At 46.9% G+C, this 14,072-nt stretch carries 11 protein-coding genes; 6 read left to right on the top strand and 5 right to left on the bottom strand.

The window, feature by feature from the left end; genetic code table 11:
- Positions 1–185: 185 nt before the first annotated feature.
- The 3 genes from AB4323_RS00555 to AB4323_RS00545 all read right to left on the bottom strand — a co-directional run bounded on the left by AB4323_RS00555 (position 186) and on the right by AB4323_RS00545 (position 4,228).
- The gene (locus AB4323_RS00555) at positions 186–1,421 is read right to left on the bottom strand and encodes a tetratricopeptide repeat protein (protein WP_372151409.1); all 1,236 of its coding nucleotides are present in this window, start codon (positions 1,419–1,421) and stop codon (positions 186–188) included.
- Between the two features lie 321 nt (positions 1,422–1,742).
- Positions 1,743–2,345: a response regulator transcription factor gene (locus AB4323_RS00550; protein WP_372134726.1), complete on the bottom strand. Its 603-nt coding sequence runs from the start codon at positions 2,343–2,345 to the stop codon at positions 1,743–1,745.
- An 11-nt stretch (positions 2,346–2,356) separates the two neighbouring features.
- Positions 2,357–4,228: a PhnD/SsuA/transferrin family substrate-binding protein gene (locus tag AB4323_RS00545; protein ID WP_372151376.1), complete on the bottom strand. Its 1,872-nt coding sequence runs from the start codon at positions 4,226–4,228 to the stop codon at positions 2,357–2,359.
- A 221-nt stretch (positions 4,229–4,449) separates the two neighbouring features.
- Between AB4323_RS00545 and dsrO the strand changes: the two genes are divergently transcribed.
- From dsrO to AB4323_RS00520, 5 genes are all read left to right on the top strand, one after another.
- Complete coding sequence (dsrO, locus tag AB4323_RS00540; RefSeq protein ID WP_017064229.1) at positions 4,450–5,286, top strand: sulfate reduction electron transfer complex DsrMKJOP subunit DsrO; 837 nt, start codon at positions 4,450–4,452, stop codon at positions 5,284–5,286.
- On the top strand, positions 5,283–6,431 hold the full coding sequence (gene nrfD / locus AB4323_RS00535) for an NrfD/PsrC family molybdoenzyme membrane anchor subunit (protein WP_372151374.1): 1,149 nt from the start codon (positions 5,283–5,285) through the stop codon (positions 6,429–6,431). Before dsrO ends, nrfD begins: the two co-directional genes overlap by 4 nt.
- Positions 6,432–6,445: 14 nt before the next feature.
- The gene (locus AB4323_RS00530; RefSeq protein ID WP_372151373.1) at positions 6,446–9,538 is read left to right on the top strand and encodes a tetrathionate reductase subunit A; all 3,093 of its coding nucleotides are present in this window, start codon (positions 6,446–6,448) and stop codon (positions 9,536–9,538) included.
- 525 nt (positions 9,539–10,063) lie between these two features.
- A complete protein-coding gene (locus tag AB4323_RS00525) occupies positions 10,064–10,705 on the top strand; it encodes a cytochrome c (protein WP_372083007.1) in 642 nt (213 codons plus the stop codon).
- 9 nt (positions 10,706–10,714) lie between these two features.
- Positions 10,715–11,776 (top strand): c-type cytochrome, encoded by a 1,062-nt coding sequence (locus AB4323_RS00520; protein ID WP_372151371.1) that lies wholly within the window; start codon positions 10,715–10,717, stop codon positions 11,774–11,776.
- A gap of 142 nt (positions 11,777–11,918) precedes the next feature.
- On the opposite strand, the gene AB4323_RS00515 is transcribed toward AB4323_RS00520, so the two are convergent.
- Together AB4323_RS00515 and AB4323_RS00510 are read right to left on the bottom strand one after the other, a co-directional pair.
- Positions 11,919–12,848 carry a LysR family transcriptional regulator gene (locus AB4323_RS00515; RefSeq protein ID WP_017064224.1) on the bottom strand — a complete coding sequence of 310 codons (930 nt, stop codon included), beginning with the start codon at positions 12,846–12,848 and terminating at the stop codon, positions 11,919–11,921.
- 26 nt (positions 12,849–12,874) lie between these two features.
- A complete protein-coding gene (locus tag AB4323_RS00510) occupies positions 12,875–13,315 on the bottom strand; it encodes an Lrp/AsnC family transcriptional regulator (protein ID WP_009845852.1) in 441 nt (146 codons plus the stop codon).
- Positions 13,316–13,456: 141 nt separating this feature from the next.
- Between AB4323_RS00510 and AB4323_RS00505 the strand changes: the two genes are divergently transcribed.
- Entirely contained in the window at positions 13,457–14,041 is a 585-nt protein-coding gene (locus AB4323_RS00505; protein WP_017064223.1) for a LysE family translocator, read from the top strand.
- The last annotated feature ends 31 nt before the right edge of the window (positions 14,042–14,072 follow it).

Raw genomic sequence — 14,072 nt, 5'->3', positions numbered from 1 at the left:
GCTCTAAGCTCTAAGCTCTAAAAGCAAATAGCACACAAATAAAAAGGGAAGCATTCGCTTCCCTTTTTTGTTGTCTTGGTTTTCTAGATTACGGTTAGAAGATATATAGATTTATAGCTTCATAGATTTATAGATTTATAGCTTCAGTCATTCTTGTCTAACTCATCAAAGCTAACCAACACGTTTTAGTGGTTGCTTTTCCAGCTTGGATCCACTGCTGCCTGACTGAAGTCTAGAGAGTTAGGGCTTGCTTCTTTGTTATGCGTTGCTTGATCGCTGGGTGACCCTTGATTCGCAGCACCGCTTGGCGTCGCCTGCTGGCTGTAATCGACGTTAGAACCTTGCTCACTCGACGCTTTGGTCTCTAAATGACTACCATCGACATTTAACTCCTCACCTTCTTCATCAGACGCTTCTTTCACTTTCTTAGGGATCGGTATATTGCGCTTGTAGAGCTTATTGAGCGCTTTAATGATTGAATGCTTAGTGATCGCTTCTTGAGTCAACTTAGTCATGATCGGCTTAGTCAGAGCTTGTAAGCCCACGACGGCATCGACACCCAGTTCACCACCAACTTTATCCCGCAAATGCTTCGCTTCTGAGTAGCCAAAATGAGCAGACAAAAATAGCCAGATATAAGCAATCGCGTTGCCGTGTTCACCATGGTCAATCCAAGCTTCGCCAGCTCTAAACATGGCTTCTGCACTGTTCTTTTCTGCGGCAGTTTCAAACCAGTACACCGCTTCGCCGTGATTCGGTTCAACACCAACACCGTTCAAATAGCTCATACCCAGTTTGATCTTGCCGTCTAGGTTGTTTTTTTCAGCGGCCTTTTGGTACCACTCGACAGAGCTTTCAGCCGAGTAATCTGGATTCTCTTTATCTAGACACCAGTCACCGATAAACAGCATCGCTTCGGTATTACCACCAGCCGCAGACTCTTCAATATAGGTATAACCCTTAGGGATGTTCTTATCGGTTCCACGACCAAAGACGAGCGCTTTGCCCATCTCGAATTTCGCCGATACGTCATTGTCTAAAGCAGAGATTGCTAGCTGCCAAAAGTTGGCTTTCTCTCTTAAAATGAGGTCTTCTTTACGCTTCATGCTTAGGCGCACAATGCCGTACATGCCATTGATATTATCGAGTTGCGCCGCTTTGTCGTACCAATACAGAGCTTCCTTTATTTTGTTACGTTCAGCTTCTTTTGCCAAATACAGAATCGACGGTACATGACCGGTTTCGGCTTTGAAGTGACGCTCTTTTTGCTCTTGTATGCGCGCTTTTTCAATCGCTTTTCGGTAAGCGACAGCACGAGCCTTACGTTCTTGTTCCAAGCGCTGCTTTCTTAGCGATAAAGAGATCAGCCACACGGCGACAAGTATTAACGAAAGAGCCGTCGCACCAATTGCGATTCCCATTGTACTCATAAAATATTTAACCTAACTCGGCAGATACAAGACTCGACGTTGAGAGTGTGTTCTACCCATAGTGAATGTTATGTTTCGAATTACAGGGAAAAGTGCAGTTACTGGCACGTTCCGCCTTAAAATGAACTTAGTTCAGTATCTCAGGAATACATAGCGATAAAAAGTCTACTAAGACCTATCCTTATGCACTCCATAAATGGTGTGATCTTGCTTCAATAGAGTTCGATAATGAAGACCACCTTTGAGCAAAATAATCTTAAAAAACGACAACGAAATTGATGAATACCTATCAGCAATTTCATGTCGCTGTAGTTAGTTCAGTTGGCCGTATATGTAAGCCAGTTCAGCAACCGTTCTAGCAGAAAATTTCTTCATTAAACTCGCTCGGTGTACTTCTACCGTTCTCATTGCAATGCACAATTCATCGGCTATTTTCTGGTTACGCTTACCGTCGATAATTTGTTTGAGGATGTCTATCTCACGCTCGGTTAACGACGCGTACGCTTGGCGATACACATTCATGTGTAAGTGCTTTTCTGAAGCGTCCAAACCTTGCTTGATCGCCTCAGCTAACTCATTGCCTTTAACTGGCTTTTGAAAGAAATTCACCGCGCCGGCTTGTAAGGCTTCAACCGCCATTGGCACATCACCGTGCCCCGTCAGGTAAATCACCGACAGTGGGCTCTGCGCTTTTACCATCAACTCATGAACTTGCTGCCCTCTCATCTCTGGCATTCGGCTGTCTAAAACCACACAACCCGGCGCACTCAAGTCCACTGAGTCTAAAAAACTGGGGCCATCTTCAAAAGCTGACACAGTGAAATCATGCTCTTCTAATAAGAACACCAACGAATCGCGCATCGACTCATCGTCATCAACCACATAGACAGGAAGCCTTTGATGAAGTTCAGACATAACAAGATTCCTTATGAATCATTTGAAAGAGAGAAAGGCAGTGTCACCGCAACATGACATCCATGTGGGGTGAGTGACGTGATCGTCATTTGACCACTGTGATCTTCAATAACATCTTGGCAAATCGCGAGCCCAAGCCCCAAGCCATTTTCTTTGCTGCTCACAAAGGCTTGAGTCACTTCTTGTTCAGTGAAATCTAAGCCCGTTCCGTTATCGATAATCGACAACATTATTTTATCCGGTTGATACTCGGTAATCACTTTAATTGTCGATGGTTCGTTGTTTTTGTTACCAATATCAGACGTAGCGCTTTGTTCGCGATGCATCTGAGCATTACACGCATCAGTCGCATTGTTGATCAAATTTACAACCACCTGCTGCAATCCGACGGGGTCAACATGTAGCGTGATAGGTTTACCCACGACATAACGTTCAATGGTTATCTTGTGTTTCTGTAATCGAAATTGCAGTAGCTCGATGGTATCTATAAGAAGAGCTTCTATATCAGTTTGAGATTTATCTGATGAGCGTTTTTTGATCATGTTTCTTAAGCGCTGGATGATCGCATCAGCACGGTCCACTTGCGACTGGATCTTCTCAAATACAGGCTCTATGTCAGTCAGCGGTTTGTTCTTCGAAATCCGCAGTAAACCACCTTCGCTATAATTCCGAATAGCTGCCAAAGGCTGATTAATCTCGTGTGCCAAGCTACTTCCCAGTTCACCAACTACCGCGATTCGTTGTGAGTGCTCTAGCTGTTCACTCTTACTTTTCAGCTTATAAAGCGTCGCTTCTAGTTGCTTTTTGCTGCGACTGAATTTGTATTCTAGCCAGAAGTGGTAAGCATTCAGAGACACCACGAGAATAAAGAACGCCCATGCCCACTGTTGATTGTACTTGAGCCAGATTAACGCTTCTTTCCACCAAGGTTGTTGCAGTGGATGCATGTCGAGTTGTTGATATAGCTTGTCGATCGCCAGCAAGCTTGTCGGTGACGTCCAACCCGATGCATTCGCTGCAATGGCCGGTGCGCTGCTCTTAGGCATCGCAAATAATACCTGACTCATCTGTTTGGCCAGTGCCGAAGAAGCCCGCTCTGTTTTGGCGAACGACCAGTTGGGGTACAACGGCGTAGACACTTGGCATCGGAATCCTTCTGGCGCTTGATTCTCGATAATTCGATATTGCCCCGCCACCAGCAAACCTTCACTGATCATGTTCTCAACTAAACAGCTTGGTACGACAGCCGCTTCAATGTGCCCTTCACGTAGTTGATACAAGCTGGCGTCGATCGGGAAACCTAAAAATTGGGTGTTAGAGAAAAAGTGGTTGGGATTAAGCCCTTGTTGCATCACTTGGTAACGCATAGTGAGGTAACCACCAAAAGCATTTTCAGAGACAGCAGCAATCGGCTTTCCACTAAGTTGCTCAAACGAGATATACGGTGACATTCTTCTGACCACTAATGCAGAACCGATACTGCGCGTGCTGCTCACACCTTGATCGTCGTAATTGTGACTGGTCATGGTCGCCATCCAAGAGAGCGCGTATTGACGTCCTAAACGCACTGCTTGGCCGGGATTGGTGACAACAAAATCGACCGTGACATCTTTCACAGCTTCCGCCATCTCTTCTAAGTTGAAAGGCTTGAGAACAAAGTGTTTGCCGGGAATGCGCTCCGACAACCAATCCATCGTCGGCTGCCAACGCTGCTGCGCGGAAAGCTTGCCTCGAATAGCCAGCACACCGACCTCAATCACCTGTTCCGACTCAACAGTGTTTGATGTTGTAATCTCTTGCTCCGCTTGAGCGGCTAAACAGATTCCTGCAGTTAGACTCAACCAACAAAGGCTAACGATTGATATTAGGTTTCGGACTGTCACTAAAATCTCTTTCTCCACACTGATGGCATGTTCACACTCGAATAACGCATTGACGACACGTTAAATAGAGCCTTTAAACAAAGCATAACAGCTAGATTGGTAAAACCACATTTGTTCTAGATCAACTTTGATCTGGGTATGTGGAAATCCACAATACCTCGTGAACGGTCAAAAACTGACAATGAGCCTAACAGATCGAATACCCATTTATAGGTACCTCTATGGACTCATTGAAAAGACGGTTTCTCAGCCAATTCGGTAAAGTTTCCGCCGGCGCTGCGCTCATTCCCATTGCCGGAATCAACACCGCAGTCGCCAGCACAGCCATTCGCAATAACAACCAGCCTGACCGCAAGGGCGAAGTAGGTAAACGCTACGCCATGGCGATTGATTTGCGTAAGTGCGTTGGCTGTCAGGCATGCACTGTTGGCTGCAGCGTTGAAAACCAAGCACCAATTGGCCAATTCAGAACCACCGTAAAACAGTATGAAGTCTCCCTTGATGATGGTTCGACTGCTCAACAAGACGTGAAATCTTTCATGTTACCTCGTCTCTGTAATCACTGTGACAACGCTCCCTGCATCAAGGTTTGTCCAGTTCAAGCGACCTTCCAACGCGAAGACGGTATTGTCATGGTCGACAACGAACGCTGCGTAGCCTGTGCTTACTGTGTTCAAGCTTGTCCTTACGATGCTCGTTTCATTAATAACGACACCCTTACCGCAGACAAATGCACCTTCTGTGCACACCGCCTTGAAGACGGCTTACTGCCTGCTTGTGTAGAAACCTGTGTCGGTGGCGCGCGTGTCATTGGCGACCTTAAAGATCCAAACAGCGAGATCAACCGTCTGCTCAATGAAAACCAAGACGACATCAAGGTGCTTAAGCCAGAGCAGAATACCAACCCACATGTTTTCTATATCGGCATGAATGAGCGATTCGTTAGCCACATTGAAGGCCAACCTGCGATTTATGATCCAGCCGCCATCGATAACTCATCCTCTAGCAAACAAGAATTGGCAATCGCGACACAAGGCAAACAAGGAGAGACAGCATGAATATCACTGAGGTGTTAGTTCCCGCTCAAGAGATCGCTTGGCTACCGTGGGCGGTTCAATATTTCTTCTACATTGGTTCGGCTTACGCGGCCGCTATTCTGTTTTTGATTGCACTGATATTCAAGAACTCAACCAGCCACCAATTTCGTTCTGCCCTTGTGCTTGTGATGGCCATCGGCGCGATTGTTGGGCCATTAGCACTTACTGGTGACTTGCATCAACCCGGACGTGCGTGGCACTTCTATGCTCACATCACACCTTGGTCATGGATGTCATTGGGCTCTCTGTTTCTACCTTTGTTTTCTGGTCTGGCTGTTGCGACTGCTTGGGTTTACCTGCGTGATGACATCGCACAGCTCAAAGAGAGTGAAAACCCACTTCTAAAACGTTTGTCTTGGCTGACGCTAGGTAAATGGCAAATATCATCAAAGCTGATGATTGCACTCGCTGCTGTGACGGCTATTTCGGGCCTAAGCATCGCGCTTTATACAGGCGCAGAGATTGCGATTTTGGCGAGCCGACCGCTTTGGCATCAACCGGCTTCTCCACTACTTTGGTTCACGACCGCATTCTTTGCTGCAACGGGTTTAACGCTGTTGATTTGGGCTCTTCTGCCTTCAAGCAAGCCAAGCTTAAAACCAACAGACCTAGCTCTGATACAAAGAACCATTACCTTAACGGGTGGCCTTGCCATCATTTTCACGTCGATTTGGGCATCTAACCATGGTCACTTCAGCCTGTATGAGAATGACGCTTGGGCCATCAATTTAGGCATCATGACCACCAGCATTTTGCTGTGCATGATCTTGGTTCTACCACTGCAACGCCTATCGCAAAGTAAGCTAGGAATTATCTGTGTTGCGCTTGCGACCATAGTTTCTGCATGGGCGGTACGTTGGGTCACCATGATGGAAGTTCAAACCATTCCACGTTTCGATGTTGGCCCATTCCCTTATGAACTGCCGATGGGTAGCGCAGGATTACTCGGCATTGTTGGTATGTGTGGTCTTTGGTTAGCACTTGCGTTGTTCGCCTCTGAGATCGTGTCTACTGGTTCTACACGAACAACTGGTTCTGCACCAAAGACAACATCGAAGCCAAACCAAAATACACCTTCACCACTTAACCGCTCACATAGCTTGTAGTCTGAGGAATCATCATGGATAACAAACGTCGTCAATTTTTGAAAACAGGCCTTGCTGCCGGTGGTGCTGGAGCTTTTGCTGCAGGTTATGCGACAACCACAAAACACATGGTTCACGGTGCTATCGATGGCACCGCGGGTAAGAAAACCAACCACATCCATCACGGTAATTCGCTAGAGACGGAATACAGTGTTGATGAGCAAGGTAAGATCTCGCCGAATCCAAACCAACGCGTTGCACCATCAATGTGTTTTGGTTGCTGGACACTGTGTGGCTTGCGTGTACGTATCGATAATCGCAATGACGAGATCTTGCGTATCTCAGGTAATCCGTATCACCCACTATCAAGTGATCAGCAGATCCCGTTCAAAACACCGGTAAAAGACGCCTACATTGGCTTGTCTGGTGAGTCAGGCATCAATAACCGCTCGACAGCCTGTGCCCGTGGTAACGGCATGTTGGAGATTCAAAACAGCCCATACCGAATCACTCAACCGTTAAAACGTGTTGGTAAACGAGGTGAAGGCAAGTGGGAGCCGATCAGCTACGAACAACTTATCTCTGAGATCACCGAGGGTGGTGACTTATTCGGTGAAGGTAAAGTTGAGGGCTTACGATCGATTCGTGACATCGAAACACCACTCGATCCAAACAACCCTGAATACGGACCAAAAGCCAACCAACTGCTTGTGACCAATGCCGGTAATGAAGGCCGTGACGACATCTTGAAGCGCTTTGCATTTAACAGCTACGGCACACGCAACTTTGGTCACCACGGCTCTTACTGTGGTTACGCGTTCCGTGCGGGTTCAGGTGCGATCATGAACGATCTAGACAAGTTCTCGCACTTAAAACCAGATTTCAACAACGCAGAGTTCATTCTTTTCATCGGTATGTCTCCGGCTCAAGCGGGTAACCCGTTCAAGCGTCAAGCAAGACAATTGGCTGAGGCTCGTACCAACGGAAAACTCAGCTACACCATAGTGACACCAAGCCTTCCGGCAGGATCGTCAAGCCTTGCGGCGGGCGATCGCAATAACTGGCTACCGATCAAACCGGGCACCGATTCAGCATTAGTTCTTGGCATGATCCAATGGATCATCGAAAACCAACGATACAATCACGACTTCTTGTCTCGCCCAAGCGCACAAGCGATGCAAAAAGCAGGCACCACACACTGGTGTAATGCATCTCACCTTGTGATCAGTGACGAGTCGCACCCACAAAATGGGCGTATGCTTCGTGCATCGGATATAGGGTTGCTAGAAACAGGCGAACCGATGTCTGACGATGACGGATTCATCGCACTCAATGTGACAACTTCACTATTATCATCGCATATTCAGGTGAATGAAGCGGCTCTGTTCGTCGATCAAGATGTAGAAATCGATGGTCAGACTGTTCGCGTTAAATCTTCTCTGCAAAGATTGAAAGAAGAAGCCTTCAAATACGACCTTGCTTACTACAGTGAGCAGTGTGAGATCCCACAAGACCAGATTATTGCACTGGCAAAACGCTTCACCAGTTACGGTACAAAAGCAGTCGTGGATACTCACGGTGGAAACATGCACACCAACGGCTTCTACAACTCGTTCTCTATTCTGATGCTGAACGCGCTGATCGGTAACATCAACGCGAAAGGCGGTGCGATGGCGAAAGCGGGCGGCTACCCGACTTCGGTTGCTGGTCCACGTTACGACTTTACCAAGTTTAAAGGTAAGACTAAGCCTCAAGGTGTATTCTTGTCCCGCAGCAAGTTCCCGTATCAAAAAACTAGCGAATACAAACGTCGCGTTGCCGCAGGCGAGTCACCTTACCCGACCCGCGCGCCGTGGTACCCAATATCAGCTCCGCTTTTAACTGAGCACTTATCAGCTGCGATTGACGGTTACCCTTACCGTGCAAAGGCATGGATCAACCACATGGCGAACCCACTTTATGGTGTTCCGGGGTTAGATAACTTGTTGGGTGAAAAGCTTAAGGATCCAAAACAGCTTGGCTTGATCATCTCTATCGATGCCTTCATCAATGAGACCACAGCGTTATCGGATTACCTAGTGCCAGACACGGTGACCTACGAAAGCTGGGGCATGGCAACCCCGTGGCATGGCGTCGCGACCAAAGCGATCACCGCTCGCTGGCCGATTGTTGAGCCTAAAACCTCACGCACTCAAGACGGGCGCGCCATTAACCTAGAGAACTTCTTTATTGATCTGGCGAAAACACTGGGGTTAGGTGGCTTCGGCGACAACGTAATCAAAGACAATCAAGGTAACTGGCACGGTATTCATAGCGCTGAAGACTTCTACCTGCGCTCGGCTGCTAACTTAGCGTTCGTAAAAGGTGGCGTGCCGAATGTGGATGCGGAAGATATTGTTTGGTCTGGTCTTGAGCGCCTAGTGCCTGTGATGAACAAAACGCTCAAGCCTGAAGAGATGCTCAAAGTAGCGTACATTTTTGCGCGTGGCGGTCGTTTTGAAGACGCAACCAATGCCTACACCAATGAAACCATGAAGTACAAATGGACCAAACCTTTGGCTATCTGGAATGAGAAGCTGGGGACCTCTCGCAACACCATCAGTGGCGAACAGTACATGGGTTGCCCTACATGGTATCCACAAAAACTCGCGGACGGAACGCCACTAGCAGAGCAGTTCCCAGCAAAAGAGTGGCCGTTCACCCTAACCAACTTTAAATCCAACATTCACAGTGCGGTGTCTAACTTATCACCACGCTTAGAGTCGATCAAAGGAGTGAACCCAGTTTACATTCACCCGCAAGACGCCTCTTCTTCTGGTATCAAAACAGGCGACGTATTTGCCATTGAAACACCGAGTTCAACCACACACGCGTTGGCGATGGTGATTGATGGCATCAAACAAGGCACATTAGGCTTTGAACACGGCTTTGGACACAAAGAGCTCGGTGAACGCGCACACTGGATTGGTGACGCACAACAACCAGTGAAGATGAAGTCGAACGATGGCGTTAACATCAATGATATAGGCTTGATTGACCCGACGAGAGAAGGCAAAGGCGTCATGTTAGATTGGGTTGTAGGAGCAGCAGCCAGACAAGCGCTTCCGGCTAAGATCTACAAGGTCTAGCTTAAACTCAGCAAGCTATAACTTAATCACTGATCAAAACTCTTCCTTATCTGATTTGCAGATGAGAACACAACAGGGCAACTTCGTCATTCGAGGTTACCCTGTTTTTTCGTCCCCTTGATCTAGAAAAGCACCCTATTTGGATAAACGTCCAATCTACATAAAGTACCCAATCTACATAAAGCATCCGCTCTAGATAGAGTAATCAACCCAAAACCATTAGGTAATCTTCATTTCACCACAACTTTTTTAGCCCGCATCCATAAAGCAGCTATGCTTATACAATCGGTGCCATAAAAGAGCCTTAACAAGCAGTTATACCGAGGCGAACATGGCAGTTCCCTTGCATTTCATAAACGGCAGTTGGATCAACCTATAGAAGTTCACATCAATACCATTATGGTAACTGAGGTTATTAATGTGAGACTCACCTCAAGTTCCAAGTGAATTAATGTGGAAATCCACAATAGCGCGAACAACCAATTATGTCGAAAATGCGTGCATTACAACCAATAGCGACGCCTCATGACTAAGCTGACAATTAAAACTCAAACTGTAACGCTTTGCATCGCTGCTCTAGGAAGCCTTTCTTTATCCGCTTTTGCACAAGCAGCACCCAATCCAATGCCAGAAGCCGCAGAAACTTGTAGTGGCTGCCATCAAGCCGACGGTAAAGGCATGCCCAACATTGCCCCTATGCTTGCAGGGCTCAATGCTGACTATCTAGAACATCAACTGGTTCTGTTCTCAAGTGGTGAGCGTCAAAGCGCGATCATGAAGGGAATGGCTGACGGTGTATCTGATCCCGCAGTTCGTCGTGAGGTCGCAGAATACTTTGCATCACTACCTTCATACGAATTTACCGATTTAGAGCAGCGCGGCTCACAGGCTGATATCGATAACCCCTATCGTAAACTTGTATTCCAAGGCGATTGGGATAGAAACATTCCAGCCTGTGCAACCTGTCATGGGCCAAGCGGTATGGGCGTAGACAAATTCCCGCGCCTAGCAAGCCAGCATGCCGACTACATTCAGACTCAGCTCAATGCTTGGAAAAACGGCACTCGTAAGGGTGATGATTTAAACATGATGGGCAATATCGCCGGCAAGTTGACCGACGATGAGATCAAAAACCTCTCTTACTATTTCGCATCTTTCCGATACTAAAGGGCTCGCATGAAAACATTACTTCTAATTACCGCAACCCTTGCCTCTGGAATCGCTTATGCCGAAGGTGAGTTGCCCGATCGCCAAACCGAACTGCCCGCCGTTGAAAAACCACAAGATAATAAATATCTGGTGCCACGCGACTTGGTAGATATTCCTGATGGGGAATTTGGTGACAAAGTAAAACTGGGCTATTCCCTGTTTGTCGATTCACAACAGATGCGTGGTACGTTCGTCGGCAATGAACAAAACTGTGTCAACTGCCACATGCAAGCGGGCATGAAGCCTAACGCAGCACCTCTTTGGGGTGCGTACATGGCCTACCCTGCGTATCGTTCTAAGAATGACAAGGTAAACAGCTACGCAGAACGTATCCAAGGTTGCTTCACCTACTCAATGAATGGTCTGCCACCGGCTGAGGGTTCAAAAGAGATGGTCGCACTAACGGCGTATTCATACTGGCTGGCGATGGGCGGCATCTTAGACAAGAACGGCATGCAAGATACACCCGTTCCTGAGATTAGCGATGCCGACTTACAAGTCGGTGGTAAAGCGGAAAGCTTCCCTCTCCCTGAAGAGCTGTTAAGCAAATACCCAATCGATGGCCGCAGTAAGTTGGTAGGGCGTGGCTATCCTAAGATTGATAATCCTGAACAAGAGCCATCGATAGCGCGTGGTGAAAAGGTTTACCAAACCAACTGCCAAACCTGTCATGGTCAAAATGGTGAAGGTATTAAAGGGGCTGACGGACGTTCATACTTTCCACCATTGTGGGGCGAAAACGCGTATAACTGGGGCGCGGGTATGCACCGGGTGAACACCGCTGCCTATTTCATCTATGAAAACATGCCGCTTGGAAAGAGCCAGCAACTTTCGATTCAAGATGCATGGGATGTGGCTGCATTTGTGAATAGTCATGAACGCCCACAAGATCCTCGATACAAGGGTGATGTTGCTAGCAATGCTAAGCGCTACCACAATCACCAAGGTTACTATGGCAAAGAAGTTGATGGTAATGTACTGGGTTCAAAAGCTTATCCGAGTGGTAAAGAAGTGATTCATGAGCATTAATAGGTATTAGTGAATATGAGCCGTTCACGCCAGCTATAGCTAAGCTTTACATTGTAAATCAGTGATAGCCGGAGGAATAAAAAGGAGCCAGATCGTTCGACGTTCTGACTCCTTTTTTATGTTTGAACGATTAGAGATTCAGCTAATCTTGCTGCATCTTTTCCCAAATGGTCGGAGAGCCAATATAGTCTTGAACCGTAGTGATGAATTCTTTGACTAGTTTGGTTTGCTTACGGTGCGGATAGACAGCGTAGATTGCGGTATCAATCGTAGAGATCGGATAATCCGGCAGTAAAGTGACCAAGCCAAGTTCTTTCATTGAGGCATACAGGTTTGATTGATCAAGGAAGCCATAACCTAGACCATCTTTCACACAAGACACCATAGTACGAACATCACTCACCTTATAGTTGCCACGAATCGTTAGGCTCTGGAAGGTATTACCTCCCGGCTCTTCACTAATGCGCAGATGGTCGACCGTCATATCACCATTGGTATAAATCACCGCAGGTAGAGCGAGTAGATCTTGTGGCGTTTTCGGTTCACCGTGCTGCTTCACAAAATCGTTTGACGCGACCAACATGAAATTACTGTCGGCAATCTTCTTCGCAATCAAATTCGATTCAACAAGCTTACTGAAGCGAAACGCGATATCAAACTGCCCTGCAATGATATTGGCGATCTTATCGTCTAGTGAAAGTACGATCTGAACATCTGGGTACTTTCTCATGAACTGAGTGATGATAGGTTGCAAATATTGCTGCCCAAAATAGATCGGTGAAGTAATTCGTAGCACACCTTTGGGTTCAGACTGGTATGAATCTGCAATTCCTTGGATCTGATTGATAGTGTCTTTCAGCACATAGGTTTGTGCGAGAATATCTTCCCCGGCCGACGTCAACGAAAACGAGCGTGTAGAGCGGTTAAGCAGCTGAACACCTAAATCTTGCTCGAGCTTTTTGATCTGTTTAGAGAGTGATGAGTTGTCCATATCGTGCAAGGTTGCCGCTTTGGTAAACGACCCTTGTTGAACCACATCTAAGAACAATAACAACTGATTGGTATTTGGCACTGCGCCTCTCCTGAAATAAAACTCGACTAGCGTTCGTCTTTAGGGGTATCCATCACAACCATAGTCGTAATAGATTGCACCTGAGCACATTCCCCAAGCACATCGGCATGAAACTTCTTATAGCCCGGTAGATCTTTGGTTTCTACCCTTAGCAAGTACTCGTTGGCACCGGTAATGTTGTGGCACTCCACCACCTCTTTTTCCATACTGACATGCTGTTCAAACTCTAGTTGAGCCGCTTTGCTGTGGCTCGATAAACCAATCGAAACGTAAGCAATAAAGCCAACGCCCATCAGGCCATTATCCAGAACTGCACGGTAACCTTGAATGATCCCTTTACGCTCGAGATCTTGTACTCGCCTTAAGGTCGCTGAAGCCGACAAACCAATTCGTTCAGAAAGCTCAATATTGGAGATTCTGCCGTCCAATTTAAGCTCTTGCAATATCCTTTCGTCAAATCTATCCATAAGTACTTATTATTGTGCATTAAGTGATAATTGAGGAAATAAAAGCACATAATTGCCTCACTTTCCACCTACTATGTTTCTCAACACGTGAAAGTCATGACCGGTCAGTCACTTCGTTCATTTTACTGCTGGAGAACCATAATGCCTTTAGAACAACTTAGCGCACTTGCCTTGTTTGCGTTTGTCTCGACCTTCACACCAGGTCCAAATAACATCATGCTCATGACATCAGGAGCAAATGTTGGCTTTGCCCGTACTATTCCACACATGCTTGGCATTGCTCTAGGGTTTGCAGCCATGTTGCTGCTGGTTGGCTTCGGTTTAATGGGCATTTTCAACGCGTACCCAGTTACTCACCAAATACTGAAATACCTGAGCCTTGCTTACCTCGTGTACCTTGCAATCAAGATAGCATTGAGCGGCAAAGCGAAAAGTACTGAAGCTTTTAAACCAATGACCTTCCTCGGCGCTGCCAGTTTTCAGTGGGTGAACCCTAAAGGTTGGTCAATGGCGCTGACTGCGATTTCAGTTTATAGCAGCGGCAGTTCATGGTGGGAGCTTGCAATCATCGCAGGTATCTTCACGCTAGCCAACTTGCCTTCTGTGACCTTCTGGACGGCAGCAGGCAAGCAACTACAACACTGGTTAACAACACCAGTCCGCATTAAAAGCTTCAACTACGGTATGGCTGGCTTGCTTCTAGCATCGACCATTCCGATGCTCTAGTCGAATAACTTCTGTATTTTAACGGTTGGTA

Source organism: Vibrio sp. 10N.261.52.C11, assembly GCF_041471405.1.
GTDB classification, from domain to species: Bacteria; Pseudomonadota; Gammaproteobacteria; order Enterobacterales; family Vibrionaceae; genus Vibrio; species Vibrio crassostreae_C.
This window is presented reverse-complemented; position numbering and strand designations above follow the sequence as displayed.